Origin of the sequence: Saccharopolyspora sp. NPDC049357 (assembly GCF_040677225.1) — a bacterium.
Classification (GTDB): domain Bacteria; phylum Actinomycetota; class Actinomycetes; order Mycobacteriales; family Pseudonocardiaceae; genus Saccharopolyspora.
In genome coordinates this window covers 194,636-215,490 of the sequence record NZ_JBFAQJ010000006.1, presented here as the reverse complement: position 1 = coordinate 215,490, position 20,855 = coordinate 194,636, and the positions used below count along the sequence as shown (strand labels likewise).

At 71.7% G+C, this 20,855-nt stretch carries 23 protein-coding genes; 10 read left to right on the top strand and 13 right to left on the bottom strand.

What is annotated here, in order from left to right:
• Together AB0J91_RS07940 and AB0J91_RS07935 are read left to right on the top strand one after the other, a co-directional pair.
• Entirely contained in the window at positions 1-1,023 is a 1,023-nt protein-coding gene (locus AB0J91_RS07940; RefSeq protein WP_363865251.1) for an LLM class flavin-dependent oxidoreductase, read from the top strand.
• A gap of 173 nt (positions 1,024-1,196) precedes the next feature.
• Complete coding sequence (locus AB0J91_RS07935) at positions 1,197-2,483, top strand: SLC13 family permease (RefSeq protein WP_363787084.1); 1,287 nt, start codon at positions 1,197-1,199, stop codon at positions 2,481-2,483.
• A gap of 6 nt (positions 2,484-2,489) precedes the next feature.
• Here AB0J91_RS07935 and AB0J91_RS07930 read toward each other — a convergent pair whose 3' ends face one another.
• Genes AB0J91_RS07930 through AB0J91_RS07915 form a run of 4 tightly spaced genes read right to left on the bottom strand, consistent with a single transcriptional unit; the run spans position 2,490 to position 6,346 of the window.
• Positions 2,490-3,287: an aminoglycoside 3'-phosphotransferase gene (locus AB0J91_RS07930; protein WP_363865249.1), complete on the bottom strand. Its 798-nt coding sequence runs from the start codon at positions 3,285-3,287 to the stop codon at positions 2,490-2,492.
• Between the two features lie 19 nt (positions 3,288-3,306).
• Positions 3,307-4,515 (bottom strand): amidohydrolase family protein, encoded by a 1,209-nt coding sequence (locus tag AB0J91_RS07925; RefSeq protein WP_363865247.1) that lies wholly within the window; start codon positions 4,513-4,515, stop codon positions 3,307-3,309.
• On the bottom strand, positions 4,512-4,970 hold the full coding sequence (locus AB0J91_RS07920; protein ID WP_363865245.1) for a GAF domain-containing protein: 459 nt from the start codon (positions 4,968-4,970) through the stop codon (positions 4,512-4,514). Before AB0J91_RS07920 ends, AB0J91_RS07925 begins: the two co-directional genes overlap by 4 nt.
• On the bottom strand, positions 4,967-6,346 hold the full coding sequence (locus AB0J91_RS07915; RefSeq protein WP_363865243.1) for an MFS transporter: 1,380 nt from the start codon (positions 6,344-6,346) through the stop codon (positions 4,967-4,969). Before AB0J91_RS07915 ends, AB0J91_RS07920 begins: the two co-directional genes overlap by 4 nt.
• A 142-nt stretch (positions 6,347-6,488) precedes the next feature.
• On the opposite strand from AB0J91_RS07915, the gene AB0J91_RS07910 reads away from it, so the two are divergent.
• Together AB0J91_RS07910 and AB0J91_RS07905 are read left to right on the top strand one after the other, a co-directional pair.
• On the top strand, positions 6,489-7,364 hold the full coding sequence (locus tag AB0J91_RS07910) for a MurR/RpiR family transcriptional regulator (RefSeq protein ID WP_363865241.1): 876 nt from the start codon (positions 6,489-6,491) through the stop codon (positions 7,362-7,364).
• A 66-nt stretch (positions 7,365-7,430) separates the two neighbouring features.
• On the top strand, positions 7,431-8,042 hold the full coding sequence (locus AB0J91_RS07905; RefSeq protein ID WP_363787072.1) for a dihydrofolate reductase family protein: 612 nt from the start codon (positions 7,431-7,433) through the stop codon (positions 8,040-8,042).
• A gap of 16 nt (positions 8,043-8,058) precedes the next feature.
• On the opposite strand, the gene AB0J91_RS07900 is transcribed toward AB0J91_RS07905, so the two are convergent.
• Both AB0J91_RS07900 and AB0J91_RS07895 read right to left on the bottom strand, forming a co-directional pair.
• Complete coding sequence (locus AB0J91_RS07900) at positions 8,059-8,715, bottom strand: maleylpyruvate isomerase N-terminal domain-containing protein (protein WP_363865239.1); 657 nt, start codon at positions 8,713-8,715, stop codon at positions 8,059-8,061.
• Between the two features lie 27 nt (positions 8,716-8,742).
• A complete protein-coding gene (locus AB0J91_RS07895; RefSeq protein WP_363787068.1) occupies positions 8,743-9,300 on the bottom strand; it encodes a TetR/AcrR family transcriptional regulator C-terminal domain-containing protein in 558 nt (185 codons plus the stop codon).
• 92 nt (positions 9,301-9,392) lie between these two features.
• Between AB0J91_RS07895 and bioB the strand changes: the two genes are divergently transcribed.
• Genes bioB through bioD form a run of 4 tightly spaced genes read left to right on the top strand, consistent with a single transcriptional unit; the run spans position 9,393 to position 13,490 of the window.
• Complete coding sequence (gene bioB / locus AB0J91_RS07890; RefSeq protein ID WP_363787066.1) at positions 9,393-10,451, top strand: biotin synthase BioB; 1,059 nt, start codon at positions 9,393-9,395, stop codon at positions 10,449-10,451.
• Positions 10,451-11,710 carry an adenosylmethionine--8-amino-7-oxononanoate transaminase gene (locus AB0J91_RS07885; protein WP_363865237.1) on the top strand — a complete coding sequence of 420 codons (1,260 nt, stop codon included), beginning with the start codon at positions 10,451-10,453 and terminating at the stop codon, positions 11,708-11,710. The genes bioB and AB0J91_RS07885 overlap by 1 nt, the downstream gene beginning before the upstream one ends.
• Positions 11,707-12,837, top strand: a complete 1,131-nt coding sequence (locus AB0J91_RS07880; RefSeq protein WP_363865235.1) for an 8-amino-7-oxononanoate synthase — start codon at positions 11,707-11,709, stop codon at positions 12,835-12,837. The genes AB0J91_RS07885 and AB0J91_RS07880 overlap by 4 nt, the downstream gene beginning before the upstream one ends.
• Positions 12,834-13,490, top strand: a complete 657-nt coding sequence (bioD, locus tag AB0J91_RS07875; protein WP_363865233.1) for a dethiobiotin synthase — start codon at positions 12,834-12,836, stop codon at positions 13,488-13,490. Before AB0J91_RS07880 ends, bioD begins: the two co-directional genes overlap by 4 nt.
• A gap of 196 nt (positions 13,491-13,686) precedes the next feature.
• Here the strand turns inward: bioD and AB0J91_RS07870 are convergent, their stop codons facing one another.
• Both AB0J91_RS07870 and AB0J91_RS07865 read right to left on the bottom strand, forming a co-directional pair.
• Positions 13,687-14,331 (bottom strand): response regulator transcription factor, encoded by a 645-nt coding sequence (locus AB0J91_RS07870; protein WP_363865231.1) that lies wholly within the window; start codon positions 14,329-14,331, stop codon positions 13,687-13,689.
• Entirely contained in the window at positions 14,328-15,515 is a 1,188-nt protein-coding gene (locus tag AB0J91_RS07865; RefSeq protein WP_363865229.1) for a histidine kinase, read from the bottom strand. Before AB0J91_RS07865 ends, AB0J91_RS07870 begins: the two co-directional genes overlap by 4 nt.
• Before the next feature lie 122 nt (positions 15,516-15,637).
• Between AB0J91_RS07865 and AB0J91_RS07860 the strand changes: the two genes are divergently transcribed.
• Together AB0J91_RS07860 and AB0J91_RS07855 are read left to right on the top strand one after the other, a co-directional pair.
• On the top strand, positions 15,638-17,062 hold the full coding sequence (locus AB0J91_RS07860) for a cytochrome P450 (RefSeq protein ID WP_363865227.1): 1,425 nt from the start codon (positions 15,638-15,640) through the stop codon (positions 17,060-17,062).
• A 96-nt stretch (positions 17,063-17,158) separates the two neighbouring features.
• Positions 17,159-17,332: a hypothetical protein gene (locus AB0J91_RS07855; protein WP_363787052.1), complete on the top strand. Its 174-nt coding sequence runs from the start codon at positions 17,159-17,161 to the stop codon at positions 17,330-17,332.
• A gap of 5 nt (positions 17,333-17,337) precedes the next feature.
• On the opposite strand, the gene AB0J91_RS07850 is transcribed toward AB0J91_RS07855, so the two are convergent.
• The 5 genes from AB0J91_RS07850 to AB0J91_RS07830 form a co-directional block, all read right to left on the bottom strand.
• Positions 17,338-17,760, bottom strand: coding sequence for an acyl-CoA thioesterase (locus AB0J91_RS07850; protein WP_363787050.1), 423 nt, complete (start codon positions 17,758-17,760; stop codon positions 17,338-17,340).
• Positions 17,761-17,844: 84 nt separating this feature from the next.
• A complete protein-coding gene (locus AB0J91_RS07845) occupies positions 17,845-18,621 on the bottom strand; it encodes a putative hydro-lyase (protein WP_363865225.1) in 777 nt (258 codons plus the stop codon).
• A 10-nt stretch (positions 18,622-18,631) separates the two neighbouring features.
• A complete protein-coding gene (locus AB0J91_RS07840; protein ID WP_363865223.1) occupies positions 18,632-19,483 on the bottom strand; it encodes a biotin-dependent carboxyltransferase family protein in 852 nt (283 codons plus the stop codon).
• A complete protein-coding gene (pxpB, locus tag AB0J91_RS07835) occupies positions 19,480-20,091 on the bottom strand; it encodes a 5-oxoprolinase subunit PxpB (protein WP_363865221.1) in 612 nt (203 codons plus the stop codon). Before pxpB ends, AB0J91_RS07840 begins: the two co-directional genes overlap by 4 nt.
• Entirely contained in the window at positions 20,091-20,852 is a 762-nt protein-coding gene (locus AB0J91_RS07830) for a 5-oxoprolinase subunit PxpA (protein WP_363865219.1), read from the bottom strand. Before AB0J91_RS07830 ends, pxpB begins: the two co-directional genes overlap by 1 nt.
• Positions 20,853-20,855 lie beyond the last annotated feature (3 nt).

Sequence of the window (20,855 nt, the reverse complement as noted above, 5' to 3'; positions counted from 1 at the left end):
GTGAAAAAGATCGGGTTCCTGTCCTTCGGGCACTGGTCGGCCTCGCCGCACTCGCAGACGCGCACGGCGTCGGACGCGCTGCACCAGGCCGTCGACCTCTCCGTCGCAGCGGAAGAGCTCGGCGCCGACGGCGCCTACTTCCGCGTGCACCACTTCGCGCGGCAGTACGGGTCGCCGTTCCCGCTGCTGGCGGCGATCGGCGCTCGGACCAGCCGCATCGAGATCGGCACCGGCGTGATCGACATGCGCTATGAGAACCCGCTCTACATGGCCGAGGACGCGGGCTCGGCCGACCTCCTCTCCGACGGCAGGCTGCAGCTCGGCATCAGCCGGGGATCGCCGGAGCAGGTCATCGAGGGCTGGCGCTACTTCGGCTACCAGCCGCCGGAGGGCCAGACCGACGCGGACATGGCGCGCACCCACACCGAGGTGCTGCTGGAGGTCCTCAAGGGCGAGGGGTTCGCTCAGCCCAACCCGCGGCCGATGTTCCCCAACCCGCCGGGTCTGCTGCGCGTCGAGCCGCACTCCCCCGGCCTGCGGGACCGCATCTGGTGGGGGTCGAGCTCGAACGCGACGGCGCGGTGGGCGGCGAAGCTGGAGATGAACCTGCAGAGCTCCACGCTCAAGGACGACGAGAGCGGCGAGCCGCTGCACGTCCAGCAGCGCAAGCAGATCGAGGCGTTCCGCGACGCGTGGCGCGCCGAGGGGCACGAGCGCGAGCCGCGGGTGTCGGTCAGCCGCAGCATCTTCGCCATCGTCAACGACCTCGACGACATGTACTTCGGCGGCGATGACAACACCGAGGACAAGATCGGCAACATCGACGCCAACACCCGCGCGATCTTCGGTCGTTCCTACGCCGCGGCGCCGGACGTGCTGGTCAAGCAGCTGGCTGAGGACGAGGCGATCGCCGCGGCGGACACCCTCCTGCTCACGGTGCCCAACCAGCTGGGCGTGGACTACAACGCCCACGTCATCGACAGCATCCTCCGCCACGTGGCCCCGGAGCTCGGCTGGCGCTGATCGCGCGGCAGGGCGGTCGGGAGGCGGGCAAGGCCTGAAACTGGATGAGCCAGTTGGCCAGTTCGGTATTGACTTCAGCCTGCGTTTCACGGAAAGTGGCTGAGCCAGTGAGCCACTGTGCCGCGCACCACACCCCTTCGTGGTGCGCGTGCCGCGCAGGCAAGGAGGCAAAGGTGCCGCCCGAAGTCATATCCATCCTGGTGCTGGTCGCCGCGTTCGTCATCGCCACGACGCTGTCGGTGAACATGGGAGTGCTGTGCTTCGCCGCCGCGTTCCTGGTCGCCACGGTGTTCGGCGGGCTGTCCGAAGACGACATCTTCGACGGCTTCCCCGGGGACCTGTTCGTGGTCCTGGTCGGCGTGACGTTCCTGTTCGCGATAGCCCGGGCGAACGGCACCACCGACTGGGTGGTGCAACGCGCCGTCCGGCTGGTGGGTGGCCGGATCGCGCTGATCCCGTGGGTGATGTTCGCGATCGGCGCGCTGCTCACCGCGATCGGTGCGGTCAGTCCCGCGGCGGTGGCCATCGTGGCTCCGATCGCGCTGAACCTGGCCGCGCAGTACCGGATCAACCCGCTGCTGATGGGCGCGATGGTCGTGCACGGCACGCAGGCGGGCGGCTTCTCCCCGATCAGCATCTACGGCAGCATCGTCAACGAGGTCGTGGCCAACAGCGGGTTGCCGGGCAGTCCGCTCGTGCTGTTCCTGGGCAGCTTCGCGGCCAACGCGGTGATCGCCGGGATCGTGTTCGTGGTCTTCGGGGGCCTGCGGCTGCGCAGCGGCGCCGAGGCCCGACGGCTCATCGCGACGGGATCGGGCGGCGGCGGGGAGGTCTCCGACAGCGAGCCGGTCGAGGAGCTGCGGCTCAACCGCGATCGCGCGCTGACGCTGACCGGCCTCGTGGTCCTCGTGGTCACCACGCTCGGGTTCGGGCTCGACGTCGGCCTGATGGCGATGAGCGTCGCCGTGGTGCTCAGCGTCCTGTCGCCGAAGACGGGCAAGGCCGCGCCGAGCGAGGTCGCATGGCCCACCGTGCTGCTGATCTGCGGTGTCCTCACCTACGTCGGCGTGCTGGAGAAGATGGGCACGATCGACTACGTGGGTCACTCGGTGGCCGGCATCGGCGTTCCGCTGCTCGCGGCGCTCCTGCTGTGCTACATCGGCGCGCTCGTCTCGGCGTTCGCCTCGTCGGTCGGCATCATGGGCGCCCTCATCCCGCTGGCGGTGCCGTTCCTGCAGACCGGCAGCGTCGGGCCGATCGGCATGATCACGGCCTTCGCGGTGGCGGCCACGGTCGTCGACGTGAGCCCGTTCTCCACCAACGGTGCGATCGTGCTGGCCAACGCCAAGGACGTCGACAAGGACGCCTTCTTCCGGAAGCTCCTCGTCTACGGAGGCGTCATCGTCGCCGCCACCCCGCTGGCGCTCTGGATCCTGCTGGTGCTGCCGGGATTCGGCTGAGCAGGGTCAGTCCGCCAGGTACCACAGGAGCCGGTAGTGGGCCGTGCGGTCCGGGTCGGGAGCGACGCCGTAGGCGTCCAGGAGCACTTCCTCCCAACCCGGGCCGTAGTTCCACAGGGTGGCCCACGTGGCGACGGCGAGGTCGGCCCAGCGGTCGGCCACGCCGAGGCGGCCGAGGTCGACGTGGCCGGTGCACCGGCCGCCGTCTCCGATGAGGGTGTTGGGGGCGCAGGCGTCGCCGTGGCAGACCACCAGGCGGTCGACCGGAGGCGGTCCGGCGAGGAGGTCCAGGGCCTCGCCGACGCCGCCGATGCGGGCGAGCTCAGGAGGCCATTCCGCCGGGTCGATCAGGCCCGCGGCGGCGCGTTGCCGAGCACTGGCCAGCCGGGATTCGGCTGACCAGTCGAACGGGCAGTCCGCGACCGGTAGCGCCTCGTGCAGTGCGCGCAGTCCGGAACCGATGGCGCGCACCGCCTTCTCGGGCTGGACGATCCAGCGGTCGTCGACGGCTGAGAGACCGGGCAGCCCCGCGGTGATCATCCAGTCCCCCGTGCCGTCGGAACCGTGATCGAGCACGCGGGGAACCACGGCGTGCTGGACGGCCCAGCGCAACCGCTCCACCTCGGGAGTCAGCGGCGCGCCGCTGGGCGACCACTTCACGAACTGCGCGCGGTGTTCTGGTCCGATCCGGAAGGTCATACCTCCCAGCTCGTTTCGCCACACCGCCCGAACCGTCCTGCCGCCCGCGATGGCGCGGACGACGGGCGGCGTCTCCACCGGATCCCGAGGTGCTGAAGCGATCACACCACCATTCTTCCCGCTCTCAGACGAGTTGACCTCCCTGGACGACGTGCGCGATGTGCTTGGGCTCGGCGAGGACCGCGACGTCCTCGAGCGGATCGCCATCGAGGACGACCAGGTCGGCCACCGCCCCTTCGCGGAGGGTGCCGATCTCGCCGCTCATGCCGAGCAGGTCGGCCGCGGTGGTCGTCGCCGAGCGGATCACGTCCAGCGGCGGCTGGACCTCGCTGCGGATCCGGAACTCCTCGTTCTGGTGGCGGTGCATGCCGCCGAGCAGGTCGGTGCCGTAGGCGATCTTCACGCCGCCTCGGTGCGCGGTCTCCAGCGCGGCCAGTCCGGCGTCGAGCACCTCGTCGACCTTGCGCCAGCTGTCCTCGGGCAGGCCGAACTCCCGGCCTTCGGTCTTGAGCGCCCAGTAGGTGACCAGCGTGGGCACCAGGAACGCGTCGTGTTCGAGGAACTCGTCCACGTTGGACTCGTCGATGAGGTTCCCGTGCTCGATGGAGCGGATTCCGGCGCGCAACGAGCGGCTGACCGATCGCGCGGTGTAGGCGTGGGCGGCCACGTAGCGGTTGGCCGCCTCGGCTTCCTGCACGATGGCGTGCAGCTCGTCCATCGAGTACTGGGTGGAGTCGATGCGGTCGGTCGGCGAGGCGACTCCTCCCCCGGCCATCACCTTGATGTGGTGGGCGCCCTTGCGCAGTTCGTCGCGGGCGGCGGCGCGCACCGCGTCCACCCCGTCGGCGATGCGCCCCAGCCCCGCGCAGCACTGGTGCCCGTCGTGCACGCGGGTGCCGCGCGGGCGGCTGTCGCCGTGACCTCCGGTCTGGCTCAGCGCCTTTCCGCAGAAGGCGAGCCGTGGCCCGCGAACGAGCCCCTCGGCCTGCGCGTCGGCGAGCCCGAAGTCCGCGCCGGAGGCGTCGCGCACGGTGGTGAAGCCGCGGTCGAGCATCCCGCCCATGATCCGCGCGGAGTGCGCGGCGGCGTAGGACGGGGACCAGGTGGTCAGCGACCCGAGGTCGGCGGTGGCGGCGGTGACGTGCACGTGGGCGTCGATGAGCCCGGGGAGCACCGTGGCACCGGCCAGGTCCACCGTCCGGGCGCCGTCCGGTGCTCTCAGGCCGCGGCCGGCCTCGACGATGCGGCCGTCGGCGCACAGCAGGTCGCCTTCGGCGTACTCGCCGGTGTCGACGTCGAGCAACTTGCCGGAGCGCAGCAGCAGGGTGGTCACGGTGTCGATTCCTCCTCGGGTACGTCGATGCGCTGCACGAGCTCGCTCAGCGCGGGCGCGGCCAGCACCGCCAGCTCCGCGGCCCGCGCCACCTGGGACTGCTCGTAGGCGCCGGGCGCGTCGAGCAGGTTGAGCACGCCCCACGTTCCGGATCCGCCCAGGACCGGGACGTTGATCACCGATCCGCAGCCGAGTCCGGCGATGAGCCGGTGGTCGGCGAAGACCTCGCGCACCGCGGCCTCGTCGGGGCCGAAGTAGGGCAGCTGCGCGGTGATGCACCGGTCCAGCCATCCCGCGGCGACCTCGACGGACTTCTCGCCACCCACCGGGTACTGCTCGGGGTGGCTGCTGTGCGCGCGGTGCAGCACGCGGCGGCCGGGCAGCCACGCGAGCACGGTGAACAGCCGGACCCCGACGTCCTCGCGGACGCGTTCCTCCACTTCGGACAGGTTCATCGCGATACCGCCTTCGCGCCGTCGGTTTCGGTGAGGTCCTCCAGCGACCGGCCGGCGGTGGACAGCCCGAACAGCAGGGTGCACACCACGCCGACCGCCAGCACCGCGGTGGTGAGGCCGAAGACCCCGGCGAATCCCAGGGATGCGGCGGAGATGCCGATCACCGAGGGCGCGATGATGCTGCCGACGCGGCCGAACGCGCTGGACAGGCCGGTTCCCGAGGCCCGGATCCAGGTCGGGAAGACCTCCGGGGTGTAGGAGTAGACCGCCGCGTAGGTGCCGTTGAGGAAGAACGACAGCACCGCAGCCGAGGTCGTGATCAGCACCGGGTCGGTCATCTGGCTCATCCAGAACGCGCTGGCCGCCGCCCCGGCGAGGTAGAGGGCGATGGTGTTCTTGCGGTCCAGGTACTCGCCCAGCCAGGCCGCCGAGAAGTACCCGGGCACCTGCGCGAGGTAGATGATGATCGAGAACTCGAAGCTCTTGGTGACCGTGATCCCCTGCTGCACCAGCAGGGTCGGGATCCAGGTGAAGAAGCCGTAGTAGGAGAAGGTGATCACGAACCAGATAAGCCAGGTGATCGCGGTGCGCCGGGCCATCGAGCCGCTCCACAAGTACTTCAGCGCGGAGACCAGCCCGATCTTGCGCGCCTCCACCGGCTTCTCGACCACGACCTCGGGGATCGGCGGCAGCGGGGCGCGGGTGGCGGCCCGCACCTTCTCCTCCAGGTCGACCACGACCTTCTCGGCCTCGGCCGTCCGCCCGTTGGCCAGCAGGTATCGGGGTGATTCGGGGAGCGATCGGCGCCACCAGAGCAGCATCACGATCGGCAGCGCGGTGATGATCTGGGCCCAGCGCCAGCCCTCGGGCACCGGCTGCACCACGAACCGGCCGAGCAATGCCGCGGCGACGAAGCCGAAGGAGAAGAACCCGGCGAGCGCCCCGACGAACCACCCGCGCCGGGCAGCGGGGACGAACTCGGACAGGAAGGGCGCGATGATCGCGCTCTCGGCTCCCGCGCCGAATCCGGCGAGCACGCGGGCGCCGAGGAAGATCTCGTAGTTGGGCGACAGGGCTCCGATGACGGAGAACAGCGCGTAGACCGCCAGCGCCCACATCATGACCTTGCGGCGGCCGATGCGGTCGCCGAGCAGTCCGGCGCAGGTGGCGCCGAAGAGGAAGCCGAAGGGCGTGGCCGAGCCGATCAGGCCGAGCTGGGCGTTGGTCAGCCCCCACTCGTCCTGGACGCTCGGCAGAAGGAAGGCCACCACCGCCGAGTCCATGCCGTCGAAGGTGTAGCCGAGTCCGCCGAGCAACAGCAGGAGGTAGTGCGGCCGGCTCAGCGGGAGCCGGTCGAGTCTGGCCAGCAGGGACACGGTTGCCTCCAGTTGAGGGGTGCGTCCGGGTGAGTCGCAGCACCGAGCGAAGTGTCCAGCAACATATAGTGCAGTAATTGCAAACTGCAATAGCTGTTGCGTTTTGAGCTCGTTAAGCTGTGTGTCGACGAGGGGAGCCCGATTGACCACCGATGCCGAGCCCGACGGGTTCGAGAGCTGGTTGCGCGGGCGCGTTCCCGAACGCGGGTTGCGCAGCAAGGGCGCGTCGGTTCTGCAGGTGCTGCTCACCCAGCCCCGGCGGGTGTCCTACAGCTCGGCAGCGGAGGCCGCAGAACTCGCCGGCGTCAACGTCGCCACGGTCAGCAGGACCGCCCAGACCCTGGGCTTCAGCGGCTGGTCCGACCTGCAGCAAGAGCTGCGGGCCCGCTACCTGTCCTCGCTCAGCGCTCCGGAAGTGGCCGCCGCGCAGCAGACCGAGGGCGAGCTCGGCGGGGCCTCGTTGCGCCGCGACCTGGACTCGCTGGCGGTGCTCAACCGCCGCCTGGACGAGCAGCTGCTGCGCACCATCGCCGAGGCGATCGCGCAGTCCCGGCGAACCGTGGTCGTGGCCAACGGGAGCTACTTCTCGGTGGGTTCCGCGCTCGGCCACAACGTGCAGCTGGCCGGCTACGAGGCGACCGTCGTGCACGACGACGCCGAGCTGGCCAACGCGATCTCCCGGATCGAACCGGGCGACGTGCTCATCGCGATCAGCTTCTGGCGGCTCTACCAGAGCACGGTGACCGCGGCCGAGGAAGCCCACGACCGAGGCGCGCGGGTCTTCGCCCTCACCGACGCGGCCAGTCCCGCCCTGGCCGCGGCCTCCGAGCGGATCGTGCTGATCCCCGCCGAGGGCGTCGCCTTCTTCCCGTCCCTGGCCCCAGGACTCGCGGTCGCGCAGGCGATCGCCGCCCAGCTCTCCACAGTGGATCCGGAGCGCACCCGGCGCTCCATCGAGGCGGCCGAGGCGCAGTGGTCGCGGTTCAGGCTCCTGCACCGACAGCCGCGCCGCGACTGACCACCGATGAGTTTCCCGGCCGCGAGCAGTCCACTCCGGTGACGACCACTGGAAAGGACCAGGACGATGAAGCTGACGGTGAGCACGTTCCTCTCGGTCGACGGCGTGATGCAGGGCCCCGGCGGCCCGGACGAGGACCGCAGCGGCGGTTTCGAACGCGGCGGCTGGCTCGCGCCGCTGTTCGACGACGAGGTCGGGCAGTTCATGGACGCGATGTTCGGGCGGGTCGACGCCTTCCTGCTCGGGCGGCGGACCTACGACATCTTCGCCGCCTACTGGCCGAAGGTCGACGACCCCGACAACCCGATCGCGAACCCGCTCAACGCCCTGCCGAAGTACGTCGCCTCCACGACCCTGACGGACCCGAGCTGGGCCCGCACGACGGTGCTCAGCGGAGACGTCGCGGCGGCGGTGCGCGAGCTCAAGGCCCGGCCCGGCGAGGAGCTGCAGGTCCACGGCAGTGCCACCCTGGTGCGCTTCCTGCTGGACAACGACCTGGTCGACGAGCTCAACCTGATCACCTTCCCGGTGATCGTCGGCCAGGGGATGCGGCTGTTCGCCGACCGGGGGCTCGACACCGCGCTCGAACTCGCGGCGAACCGGACCACGCCGCAGGGCGTGGTGATCCAGACCTACCGGACCGCGGGCCGCCCCCGGTACGGGACGGTCGAGGACTAGGAGCCGAGTTCCGCACCTAACCGAGCACGAAGGGAACGGAGAGGCCGAGCAGGCCGAGTTCGGCCTGCTCGGCCTCCGTCGGACTGCGCCTGCCGGTGCCCACCAGCAGCGCGTCGACGTCGGAGAACGAATCGGGAAACGACGCTCCTGCGATCCGCTCCAGCACCGCCCTCGACGCAGCCGCCGAATCCGGCGCCGGTCCGGGCACGTGCGGGAGGCGGGCGACCAGGTCCAGGTGGTGCAGGGTCCACTCCACGACGTAGGCGTCGAGGTAGTCGGCGACGGTGAGGACCTGGCCCTTCGTGGCGACCCTGGCCAGCGGGTCGGCGATCCGCGCGGCCCGCCCTGCCGCCGAGCCGAGGTCGTCGAGGTGGAACTTGAGCAGCCGCGGCTCCTCGTAGGCGGCGGCCAGCCGGACCGTGAGCGCGTCCAGCGGATCGTCGCCGATCGGCGGCTCGCTCGCGATCTCCCAGTAGGTGATCGCATCGCGGGTCGGCTCGGCCTCCGCCGGTGTCGCGAGCGTGATCAGGACGTCCTGCGCGTCGATGATCAGGTGGCACACCAGGTCTCGCACCAGCCAGCCCCGGCACCCTGAGGGCTGCAGCAGGTCGTCGTCGGCGAGATCCGCCACGGCCGAGCGCAACGACGCCCACGAGGTGGTGAAGAGCTCCATCCCGCCACCGTAGCGGCCTGACCTGGATCAGCCCGCCGAAACCCGGGCGCGGAGCCCGTCGAGCAGCAGCTGCAGGCCCTGCTCGAAATCAGCTGCGCCATCGGGGTGCCGGTCGATGGCGCCGGCGCTGGCCGCCTGCATCGCGGTCTGCTCCTCGACCGTGTGGCCGAATACCAGGTGCAGGATCGCGCGGGTGCCCACGTCCACCAGATCGCCGGGCAGCCCTCCGTCGCCGAGCGCCGAGCGCAGCGCGGTCGCGGGCTCGCGGGCGCCGAGCCCGAAGGTGTGCGCGGTGACGACGACCTCGGCCCCGTCCCGGTAGGCGAGCATCGCGTCGCGCAGTTCGGCGCAGATCTCGATCGCCCGCCGGTCCCAGCGCTCGGCGCGGCGGGGCCTGCCGCCGCGCTGGAGGATCTCGTCGGCGACGGCCGCCAGCAGGGACTGCTTGTTGGGGACGTGGTGGTAGAGCGCGCTGGGCTGCACGCCGAGCTCGGAGGCGAGCCGGCGCATGGTGAGCGATTCCAGCCCGTACTCGTCGAGGACCTCGATGGCCCGAGCCACGACATCGCTGCGGTGGTAGCGCACTCGAAACCTCCAGTTGACCGGTCGGTTCCCCCAGTCTAGCCTGAACGCCGTTCAGGTGAACACTGTTCAGGTCGACTCCCGGAGAGGACCCCATGGGCACCACCTTCGATCAGCTCGCCGACGCGGTCCTGGCCGGAACTCCGGCCACCGCCGACGACGCGCTCGCCGTCCTGCGCGCCGACGACGCCGACCTGATGTCCGTCGTGGCGGCGGCAGGCAGGCTGCGCCGGGCGCACTTCGGCAACACCGTGAAGGTCAACTACCTGGTGAACCTGAAGTCGGGTCTGTGCCCGGAGAACTGCAACTACTGCTCGCAGGCGCTCGGCTCGAACGCACCGATCCTGAAGTACTCGTGGCTGTCCAAGGACGAAACGCTGCGGCAGGCGGGAGCCGGTCTCCAGGGCGGGGCCAGCCGGGTGTGCATGGTCTCCTCCGGCCGCGGCCCGTCGAACCGCGACATCGACAAGGTCACCGACATGGTCGGCGCGCTCAAGTCCGAGCACCCGGACGTCGAGGTGTGCGCCTGCCTGGGGCTGCTGTCCGACGGCCAGGCCGAGCGGCTCAAGGACGCCGGGGTGGACGCCTACAACCACAACATCAACACGGCCGAGAGCCACCACGACACCATCGTCCAGACCCACACCTACGCCGACCGCATCGACACCGTGGGCAAGGCGAAGGCCGCGGGCCTGTCGCCGTGCTCGGGTCTGATCGCGGGACTGGGCGAAACCGATGAGCAGCTGGTCGAGGCGCTGTTCGCGCTCAAGGAGCTCGAATCCGACTCGATCCCGGTGAACTTCCTGATGCCCTTCGACGGCACCCCGTTCGAGAACACCTGGGAGCTCTCCCCCACCCGCTGCGTGAAGATCCTGGCGATGGCGCGGTTCGTGTGCCCGGACCGGGAGGTCCGGATCGCCGGTGGCCGCGAGATGCACCTGCGCTCGGTTCAGCCGCTCGCGCTGCACGTCGCGAACTCGATCTTCCTCGGCGACTACCTCACCTCCGAGGGCCAGGAGGCCGATGCGGACATCGCGATGATCCGCGACAACGGCTTCGTCGTGCTGGGCTCCGACGAGGAGATCGCGCAGCGGCCCGTCGATCCGGCGATCCGGCGCCGGGGCGCGGGCACCGACGTCCTGCCCAACGCGTGATGGGCGCGGCGGACCTGCTCGCCTTCGACCGCGAGCACCTGTGGCACCCCTACACCTCGATGCTCGATCCCGCGCCGACGCGGCTGGTGACCGGTGCTTCGGGCAGCCGGATCACCCTCGACGGCGTCGGCGAGGTGGTCGACGGGATGGCGTCGTGGTGGTCGGCGATCCACGGCTACCGGCACCCGGTGCTCGACGAGGCGCTGCGGGAGCAGGCGGAACGGTTCTCGCACGTGATGTTCGGCGGCCTCACCCACGAGCCGGCGGTCGAACTGGCCAGGCGCCTGGTCGAGCTCACACCCGACGGGCTCGACCGGGTCTTCCTCGCCGACTCCGGATCGGTGAGCGTCGAGGTCGCGATGAAGATGGCGCTGCAGCACCAGCGCGGCGTCGGGCGGCCCGAGCGGACGCGGTTCCTCACCGTGCGCGGCGGGTACCACGGCGACACGTTCGACTGCATGAGCGTGTGCGATCCCGACGGCGGCATGCACTCGATGTGGTCGACGGTGCTGCCCGAGCAGGTCTTCGGCGAACGACCGCCGGGGATCGGCGGTGACGTCGCCGAGTGGGCGTCGGGTCTCCGCGCGCTCGCAGCCGAGCACGCGGGCACCCTGGCCGGGCTGATCGTGGAGCCGCTGCTGCAGGGCGCGGGCGGGATGCACCCCTACCCCGCCGAATGCCTGCGGGTGTTCCGGGAGGTCGCCGACGAGCACGGGCTGGTGCTGGTCTTCGACGAGATCGCCACCGGTTTCGGGCGCACCGGAACGCTTTTCGCGTCCGAAGCGGGCGGTGTCAGCCCGGACGTGCTGTGCCTGGGCAAGGCGCTGACCGGCGGATACCTGACGCTGGCGGCGACGCTGTGCACCAGCGAGGTGGCTCGCGGCATCTCCGGCAGCGATTCGGGTGTGCTCATGCACGGTCCGACGTTCATGGGCAATCCCCTGGCCTGCGCGGTCGCCTCCGCCAGCCTCGACCTGCTCGCCACCGGCCGGTGGCGACACGACGTGCGGCGGATCAACCGCGGTTTGCAGGCGCTGCACAACATCGACGCCGCCGAGGTGCGGGTGCTCGGTGCCGTCGGCGTGGTGCGGCTCGACCACCCCGTCGACGTGGCCGCGGCGACCGAGGCCGCGCTCTCCGAGGGCGCGTGGCTGCGCCCGTTCCGGGACCTGATCTACACGATGCCGCCGTACGTGTGCACCGACGAGGACGTGGCGACGCTGTGCGCCGGCATCGCCGCGGCGGTGAAGGCCGGATGAGCTGGGACGGGTGGCTGACCGAGCAGCGGGAGGCCCGCGAGCGGGCTGGTCTGCAGCGCGCGCTGCGGGCGCGCTCTGTGCACGAGGACGTCATCGACCTCGCGAGCAACGACTACCTGGGCCTGAGCACGCATCCCGAGGTGCGCCGGGCCAGCGCCGACGCGGCGCTGGCGTGGGGCGCGGGGTCGGGTGCCTCCCGGCTGGTCACCGGCACCACGACGGCGCACGGCGAGCTGGAGGCCGAGCTCGCCGATTTCACGGGTCGGCGGTCCGCGCTGGTGATGTCCAGCGGCTACCACGCGAACCTCTCCGCGGTGACCGGGCTGGCCGACCGCGACGCGCTGATCGTCTCGGACGCGCACGTGCACGCGTCGCTGATCGACGCGGCCCGGTTGTCCCGGGCGACGATCGAGGTGGTGCCGCACAACGAGGTCGACGCGGTGCGGGCGGCGCTGGACCAGGCCGGTGGGCGGCGGGCGCTGGTGCTGACCGAGTCGGTCTTCTCGGTGCTCGGCGACGCGGCACCGCTGCCCGAGCTGGCCGAGATCTGCGCCGAACGGGACGCGTTGTTGCTGGTCGACGAGGCGCACGGACTGGGTGTCGTGGGCGATGGCGGCTGCGGCCTGGTGGCCGGTCTGGGCGAGGCGCCGCAGGTGGTCATGACGGCGACGTTGTCGAAGTCCCTCGGCGCGATGGGCGGCGCGGTCCTGGGGTCGGAGGCGTTGATCGACCACCTCGTCAACCGCGCCCGGCCGTTCATCTTCGACACCGCGCTGGCCCCCGCGCCCGTCGCGGGTGCGCTGGCCGCGCTGCGCCTGCTGCGCGACCGGCCCGAGCTCCCGCACCGCATCCACCGGCGGGCCTCCGAGCTCGCCGATCGCCTCGCGGTGAGCCGGTCGGCGGGTGCGGTGCTGTCGGTGCCGATGCCGTCTCCGCAGGTGGCGCTCGCGGCGCAGGCCGCAGCGCTCGACGCCGGGGTGCGGGTCGGCTGCTTCCGGCCGCCGTCGGTGCCCGACGGCGTGTCGCGGCTGCGGATCACCACCCAGGCCGGGATCCCCGATGACGCCTGGGAGCACGCGGTCGAGGCGCTGACGCGCGTCGTCGAGCAGCACGGAGGGCTACCGTGATCGTCTTCGTCACCGGAACCGACACCGGGGTCGGCAAGACCGTGGCCACGGCGGCGTTGGCCGTCCACTTCGGACCCGACGTGGTGGTGGCCAAACCGACCCAGACCGGCACCGACGAACCCGATGTCGAGGTCGTCCGCCGCCTGGCGGGCTGCGAGGTCGCGCAGTTCACCCACCTCCCGGACCCGCTCGCCCCGGACACCGCCGCCCGCCTGCGCGAGGTCGGCATCCCGGCGATCGGCGACCACGCGGCCCGCGTCCGCGAGCTCGCCGGAGAACACGGCACGGTGATCGTGGAGGGCGCGGGCGGGGCCCTGGTCCGCCTCGACACCACCGGAGGCACCCTGCCCGACCTCGCCGCCGACCTCGCCCGCGACCACGAGGTCCAGGTCCACGTCGTCACCCGGGTCGGTCTGGGCACGCTCAACCACACCGAGCTCACCGTCGAGGCGCTGCGCTCGCGCGGCCTGGAACCGGCCGGCCTGGTCCTCGGCGCCGTGCCGGACGATCCGGGCCTGGCCGAGCGGTGCAACCTCACCGAGCTCCCCCGCATCACCGGCGTGCCCGTGCTCGCGGCGCTGCCCGAAGGGGCGGGCGCGCTCGGGCCCCGCGAGTTCCGCGGCCGCGCGGCGTCCTGGTTCCGAACGCGCTGACGGGTGTGCGCAGCGGGTTTTCCTCCCATCGAAAACCCCTTGCACGCCACGATCGGCTGTCGCCACAGTGTGGTCAGCCGCACCCGGGGTGCCTGGGGGTGGTGCCGGGACTCTCCCGATGTCCGGCGCAGCCCCGGGTGCGGCTGCTCGGCATCGAGGTTCCGCGGCTGCTGGAGGTGTCGGCCGCCGGGCAGCGCTACCTCGGTGTGACGATGCGGTGGTCGAAGGCGTAGACGATGGCGGCCGCGCGGTCCCGCAGGTCGAGCTTGACGAAGATGCGGCCGACGTGGCTCTTCACCGTCACCTCGGAAATGCCCAGTTCCGCGGCGATCTCGGAGTTGGAGAGGCCGCGCCCGATGAGCACCAGGACGTCGTGCTCGCGGGAGGTGAGCTCGTCGACGGCGACCTCCGGGACCGGGGACGACGAGCGGTAGGCGGTGAGCACGCGCCCGGTGACGGCCGGGTCCAGGCACGCCTCCCCCGCCGCCAGCGACCGGACCGCGCGGATGACGTCCTCGGCCGGGGAGTCCTTGAGCAGGAAACCGCTCGCGCCCGCGCGCAGCGCGCCGGAGAGCAGCTGGTCGTCGTCGAATGTGGTCAGCACCAGCACGGGTGGAGCGTCGTCGGTCTCCTGCACCCTGCGGGTGGCCTCGATGCCGTCGACGTGCTTCATCCGCAGGTCCATCACGACCACGTCGGGCCGTTCGGCGGCGACCGCCGAGGTCACCTCCGCGCCGTCCGCGCACTCCCCGACGACGGCGAAACCGTCCTTGCGTCGCAGGATCCGCCGCAGCCCCGAGCGCACCAGCTCCTGGTCGTCGACGAGCAGAACCTTGATCATCGGGCCTCCCCAGGTGTCGGCAGCAGGTCGTGCGGTTCAGGTGAGAACTCCGCGCGCACAACCCATTCATCGCCGGCGGGACCGGCTCGCAGGCGCCCGCCCAGCAGTTCGGCGCGCTGCCGCATGCCCGCGATGCCGTTCCCCGGTTCGGCCGCGCCGACCGCGCTCGGCAGCGCGTTGCCGACGGTCAGCACCACGCCGTCGTCGATGACCAGCCGCACCAGCGCGGCGGTTCCCGGGGAGTGCTTGACGACGTTGGCCAGCGACTCGCGGGCGATCCGGTAGAGGGCGAGACCCGTTGCGGCGGAGACCGATCGGGCGTCCCCGTCCAGCCTGTAGGTCACCGGGACACCGGCCCTGACGACGTCGGAGACGAGATCGGCGATGTCGTCGATGCCCGGTTCCGGGCGGACCTTGGACGGTTCGGCGTCCAGGAGCCCCACCGTGCGGCGGATGTCGGCGATCGCCTGCCTGCCGAGCCGTTCGGCGTCGGTGAGCGCGTCGACGGCGTCGTCGACGTCGCGGTCCTCCTGCAACGCCCGCCTGGCACCGGTGAGGTGCAGCAGCGTGATGCTCAGCGAGTGGGCGACGACGTCGTGCACCTCGCGGGCGATGCGGCGGCGCTCGTCGTCAGCGGCCTGCACCGCCCGCTCGGCCTGCACCTGGCGTTCCCGCTCGAACGACCGCAGCTGGGTCCTGATGATGAAACCGGTGGCCCAGCCGAGCGCGACCGTGACCAAGGAGAACGGCAGGCCGTAGCCGAGGTGTCCGACGGCCGACGCAGCGGCCGGGACCAGCGCGGCCAGGGCGGTGACCGTCAGGCTCACCCGCGCTGAGGTGACGGCCGCGCACTCGGCGAGCATCACGACCAGGATCAGCGGCGCGAGGTCGTTGGGCACCGGGTGCACCAGCAGGATCGAGGTGCCCAGCAACGCGCACCCGGCCACGCCGACCGGTCGCCCCGAGTCCGGGATCGGCGTTCCGACCAGCAGGTACACCACCGGCACGATCGCGAGCAGGCCGCCGACGAGCGTCCAGTCCACGATGTCGGCCGCCAGCCGCTGCACCACCGCGACCGCCGAGACCACCACCAGGCACGCGTGGCCGGGCAGCACCACCGCAGGTGGGTAGCCGAACGGCAGCGCCGCGGCTCGGCCGTGCACGTAGCGGATCAGACCCTTCATCCGGGCCAGCCTAGAACGCCGCCCGGCGCACCGGAATCGTCGCGGACTCCTCCTCAGGTAGGAGGTGGAACCGGGCCCGCAGCACGATGTGGGCGCGGTCACTCGCCGATAGCGTTGCGGTCATGACGACCTCGACCGCCACGTCCCCCAGCGAGCACCGCCGCCGCTGGTGGGAGTCCGCGACACCGACCGGGTCCGGGGAGCTCGCACCGTCGCCCGCCGGACCCGCCGACGCGCTGGGCGACCTGCCACCGCTGCACGGCTCCGGACCGCTGCTGCAGACCCTGAGGTTGGGCCGCGACCAGGGGCGCGTGCTGTTCGAGGGAACCCGGCTCCACGGGGACGTCTTCCGCGTCAACACGCTGCTGGAGAAGCGGCCGCTGACCATCACCTCGCACCCCGACCACGTGAAGTCGCTGTTCACCGCGGGCCCGGCCCTGGCGCCGTCCACCGCCGGCCAATCGCAGCTGCGGCCCATCGTCGGCGAGTCGGTGCTGACCGCGACCGGCGACCGGCACCGCAGGCAGCGCAAGCTGCTGATGCCGCCGTTTCACGGCAAGGCGATCGCCCGCTACCGCGAGCAGATCCTCGACGCCACCACCCGCGAGATCGACGGCTGGCAGCCCGGCGCCCGGATCCGGCTCGCCGACTCGGCGCAGCAGGTCACCCTCGACGTGATCATGTCCGGGGTGTTCGGCATCGACTACCGCTCCGGCGAGTCCGAGCAGCTGCTGCGCAGGCGGCTGCGGCAGATGCTGGCGCTGTCGGTGAGCCCGCTGGCGCGGGTCAGCGAGCTGGTGTCGATGCGCAGCTCGGAGCCGGTGGGCGTGCAGAAGTGGGGGCTGGCGCACCTCGACCGCGCGATGCTGGCGGTGATCGCCGAGCGCCGCGCCGCGCACGTGCCCGGCGAGCGGCACGACATCCTGTCGCTGCTGCTCGACGCCCGCGACGACGAGGGCACCGGGCTCACCGACGGCGAGCTGCGCAACGAGCTGCTGACGCTGGTGCTGGCCGGGCACGAGACGACCGCGAACTCCATCGGCTGGGCGTTCGAGCGGCTGGTGCGGCACCCCGAGTCCTACGGAAGGCTCCGCGACGCGGCCCGCGCCGAGGACGACGGCGGCTACGTCGACGCGACGATCCACGAGGCGATGCGGGTGCGCCCGGTGATCCCGATGCTGGGCAGGCGGGTCATGTCCCACTGGCGGTTCGGCGACCGGGTCGTGCCGGAGCGGTCGCGGGTGCTGATCGGAGTTCTCTCGCTGCACCACCGCGAAGACCTCTACGCCGACCCGTTCCGGTTCGACCCGGACCGGTTCGTCGGCGTGAAACCCGGCTCCAACACGTGGATTCCGTTCGGCGGCGGTGACCGGCGCTGCCTCGGCGCGACTCTGGCGATGGAGGAGATGCGCATCCTCACCAGGGAGATCGCCCGTCGCACCGACCTGAGCGCGATCGATTCGGCGCCGGAGCGCCCGGTGCACCGCAACGTCACGATGATCCCCGGGCGGGGCGGCGCGGTGGAGATCGGCTCGGTGATGCGGTGACCTCGGACGTGGTCTGCGCTACTTCCGGCTAATTCCGGACCGTCGCTCGGCGATCAACTCCAGTGGGGAGACACCCCGTTGACGGGAAGCCGAACGATGAGCGCTGAGACGAACACCCGAATCCTGCTGAAGAACCTCGCCCCGCTGCGGGCGCAGGCCGAACCCTACGACGACTGGCGGCGGCTCGACCGCGATGCCGCGGCCGCAGCCCGCCGGATCCTGGCCTTCGAACTGCCCGGTCGGCGCACCTCGGCGAACACCGAGCGCTGAACCGCTCAGGCCCCCGGGGCGAGCGCCTCGGCGTCGAAGCCGACCGCTTCGAGCGCGCCCCTGGGGTCGGCGACGAGCTTGCGCGCTTCGAGGTCCATCAGGCCCAGCACGCAGGTGACGTCGGCGGAGATCGTGCCGTCGGCCTTGGTGATCACCGTGTCGAGGTGGAAGGACTTCCCGGAGCCGAACTTCGCCTCGCAGGACGCCTCGATGTGCTCGTTGGCGCGCAGCTCGCGCCGGAAGTTCACCGTGGTGCTCAGCAGCACCGGCGACAGCTTCTGGGCGACCAGCCCGTCCCAGTCGACCCCGGCCGCCTGGAACCCGGCGACCCGCGCCACCTCGCCGTACTGGTGGTACACGGCGTGGTTGACGTGGCCGAGCGCATCGAGCTCGTAGCTGCGGACCTGGAGCGGAATGCGAAAAGTCACGAGCCCACGGTAAGCAGAGGTCACCGCGTCGGTGTCGCAATCATGACGAGGATCGCAGGCCGCCCACGATCCCACCCGCCGGGGTTACGGGACCTGGTAGTCGCTGTCTCGGGCGTCGGTGATGGCCATGTGGCCGGGGGCGTGACCGATGGCGAACGGCGGCTTGGACTGCATGACCGCGGCCTGCGGCGTGACCCCGCAGGCCCAGAAGACCGGGACCTCACCGGGGCGGACCTCCACGGCCTCGCCGAAGTCGGGTGCGTCGAGGTCGGTGATCCCCAGGGCCTCCGGAGAACCGACGTGCACCGGGGCCCCGTGCACCGCCGGGTAGCGGGAGGTCACCCGCACGGCGGTGGCGACCTGTTCAGCGGGGACGGGACGCATCGACACCACCAGCGGCCCCGACAGTCCTCCGGCCGGTCGGCACTGCCGGGAGGTCCGGTACATCGGCACGTTGCTGCCGGCCTCGATGTGCCGGACCGGGACGCCGGCCTCCAGCAGCGCGGCCTCGAAGGTGAAGCTGCACCCCACGAGGAAGCTGACCAGGTCCTCCCGCCACAGGTCGACGACCTCGGCGCGCTCCTCCACCAGTTCGCCATCGCGGTAGACGGTGTAGCCGGGCAGGTCGGTGCGCAGATCGCCCCGGAAGATCGATGCGCTGGTCTCGCCCGGCTCGGTCACGTCCAGCACCGGGCAGGACTTGGGGTTGCGCTGGGCGAACAGCAGGAAGTCGTAGGCGTGCTCGCGCGGCAGCGAGATCAGGTTCGCCTGCGTCCAACCGGCGCTGAAACCCGAGGTCGGCACGCGCAGCCCACCGCGGAACGATTCCCGAGCCTGCTCGGGTGACATGTCCTTCGACATCGTGGCCTCCTCAGATGCAGCGGAAGTGGACGTGCTGGCCGGGTCGCGCCTGCGCGGCCTTGGCCACGTCGACGGCCAGCACCACGCCGATGACCGGGTATCCACCGGTGACGGGGTGGTCGGCCAGGAACAGCGTCGGGGTGCCCAGCGGCGGCACCTGCAGCGCGCCGGCGACCATGCCCTCGCTGGGCAGTTCCTCGGTCCGGCTGCGCTCCAACACCGGTCCGTCGAGGCGCATGCCGACCCGGTTGCTCTCGGCTGTGACCTCGTACGGCGCGCTGATCAGCGATTCCAGCGCCTCGTCGGTGAACCAGTCGGCGCGCGGACCCGGTTGGACCCGCAGCACGACCTCCTCGGCGGGACCGGCGACGGGCGCGATGTCCACGACCGGGAACCGCGACGGCGGCGCACCGATCGGCAGCGCGGCGCCGGGCCGGAGCTGGTCGGGGCCGAGGCCGGAGAGCACGTCGGTGGAGCGCGAGCCCAGCACCGGTGGGACGTCGATGCCGCCGCGCACCGCGAGGTAGCTGCGCAATCCGATCTCCGGGACGCCGAGCCGCAGCTCGGCACCGGCGGGCACGCGCAGCACCGCGTTCGCGGCGGCGCCTCGACCGTCGACCGCGATCGGGCACGGTGCTCCGGTGAGCGCCACGGTCACGTCGCGGGTGGGGCGCACGGCGAGTCCGCCGAAGGTGACCTCGATGGCGGCGGTGTTCTCGTCGTTGCCCACCAGTCGGTTCGCCAGCCGCAGCGAGGCGGCGTCGGCGGCACCGGAGGTGCCCACGCCGATCCCCGCCAGGCCCGGTCTGCCGAGGTCTTGAACGGTGGCGAGCGGGCCGGTGGCCAGGACTTCCAGTGTCATCCGATCTCCCGGAACCGCACTCGCACACCCGGGCGCAGCAGCGCGGGCGGATCGCGGTCGATGCTGAAAATCTGCAGGTCGGTGTGCCCGATGAGCTGCCATCCGCCCGGCGACTCCCGCGGGTAGATGCCGCTGAACGCGCCCGCCAGCCCCACGGCTCCGGCGGGAACGGCGGTGCGCGACTCGGACCGGCGCGGAACCACGAGGTCTTGCGGACCGCCGCTGAGGTAGCCGAAACCCGGTGCGAATCCGCCGAAGGCGACCTTCCACTCCGCTCCGGTGTGCTTGTCGACGACCTCGCGCTCGGTGAGTCCGGTCAGCCGGGCCACCTCGGCGAGGTCGGCGCCGTCGTAGACCACCGGCACCTCCAGCTGCTCGCTCTCCTCGCGCAGTCCTCCGCGCGGTTCGACGGCCCGCACCGCGGCCTCGATCGCCTTGACGTCGGACCGCTGCGGATCCAGTTGCAGCAGCAGCGTTCTCGCCGCCGGAACGAGGTCGATGACGCCTTCGGGCGGTGCGTCGGCGAGCGCCGCGTACAGCGCGTGCACCTCCTGCAGATCGGCCAGTTCGATCAGCAGTCCCGAGTCGGCGCAGGGCAGGAAGCGCATCAGCTCCCTCCCGCCACGAACGGCCGCAGCACCACGCCGGCGCCGCTGAGCCGGTCGCGCACGGCCTGGGCGATGGCGACCGCTCCGGGGCTGTCGCCGTGCACGCAGATGGAGTCGGCGCGGACCTGGATCTCGCTGCCGTCGACGGCCCGGATCGGTTCGCCCGCGGCGAGTTTCAGGCAGCGCTGGGCGATCTCCTCGGGGTCGTGCAGCACCGCGCCGGGTTCGCGCCGCGACACGAGGGTGCCCTCGGGCGTGTAGGCGCGGTCGGCGAAGGCTTCGCGGAAGGTCCGCAACCCGGCCTGCTCGGCCTGGGCGAGCCACTCCGAACCGGGCAGGCCGAGCACGGCCAGCCCCGGGTCGTAGGAGCGGACCGCTTCGACCACGGCCGCGGCCTGCTCGGCGTGGTGCACGATCGCGTTGTAGAGCGCGCCGTGCGGCTTGACGTAGCCGACCTCGGTGCCGGCCACGCGGGCGAACCCGGCCAGCGCCCCGATCTGGTAGATCACGTCGTCGGTCAGCTCGCGCGGTGGCACGTCGATGAACCGGCGGCCGAACCCGGCCAGGTCCCGGTAGCCGACCTGCGCGCCGACCGCCACGCCCCGCTCGGCGGCGCGGGTCACCGCCGCGCGGATCACCACGGAGTCTCCGGCGTGGAAGCCGCAGGCCACGTTGGCGCTGGTCACCACGCCCAGCAGCGCTTCGTCGTCGCCGAGTTCCCAGCGGCCGAAACCTTCGGCCAGGTCAGCGTTGAGATCCATCGT

Bases quoted from the DNA above. Each gene is read 5' to 3' on its own strand.
- AB0J91_RS07920 (WP_363865245.1), bottom strand. From the start codon at position 4,970: ATGAACCTGTCCGAAGTGGAGGAACGCGTCCGCGAGGACGTCGGGGTC.
- AB0J91_RS07905 (WP_363787072.1), top strand. From the start codon at position 7,431: ATGAAGCTGACGGTGAGCACGTTCCTCTCGGTCGACGGCGTGATGCAG.
- AB0J91_RS07900 (WP_363865239.1), bottom strand. From the start codon at position 8,715: ATGGAGCTCTTCACCACCTCGTGGGCGTCGTTGCGCTCGGCCGTGGCG.
- bioB (WP_363787066.1), top strand. From the start codon at position 9,393: ATGGGCACCACCTTCGATCAGCTCGCCGACGCGGTCCTGGCCGGAACT.
- AB0J91_RS07885 (WP_363865237.1), top strand. From the start codon at position 10,451: ATGGGCGCGGCGGACCTGCTCGCCTTCGACCGCGAGCACCTGTGGCAC.
- AB0J91_RS07880 (WP_363865235.1), top strand. From the start codon at position 11,707: ATGAGCTGGGACGGGTGGCTGACCGAGCAGCGGGAGGCCCGCGAGCGG.
- AB0J91_RS07870 (WP_363865231.1), bottom strand. From the start codon at position 14,331: ATGATCAAGGTTCTGCTCGTCGACGACCAGGAGCTGGTGCGCTCGGGG.
- AB0J91_RS07865 (WP_363865229.1), bottom strand. From the start codon at position 15,515: ATGAAGGGTCTGATCCGCTACGTGCACGGCCGAGCCGCGGCGCTGCCG.
- AB0J91_RS07860 (WP_363865227.1), top strand. From the start codon at position 15,638: ATGACGACCTCGACCGCCACGTCCCCCAGCGAGCACCGCCGCCGCTGG.
- AB0J91_RS07855 (WP_363787052.1), top strand. From the start codon at position 17,159: ATGAGCGCTGAGACGAACACCCGAATCCTGCTGAAGAACCTCGCCCCG.
- AB0J91_RS07845 (WP_363865225.1), bottom strand. From the start codon at position 18,621: ATGTCGAAGGACATGTCACCCGAGCAGGCTCGGGAATCGTTCCGCGGT.
- AB0J91_RS07840 (WP_363865223.1), bottom strand. From the start codon at position 19,483: ATGACACTGGAAGTCCTGGCCACCGGCCCGCTCGCCACCGTTCAAGAC.
- pxpB (WP_363865221.1), bottom strand. From the start codon at position 20,091: ATGCGCTTCCTGCCCTGCGCCGACTCGGGACTGCTGATCGAACTGGCC.
- AB0J91_RS07830 (WP_363865219.1), bottom strand. From the start codon at position 20,852: ATGGATCTCAACGCTGACCTGGCCGAAGGTTTCGGCCGCTGGGAACTC.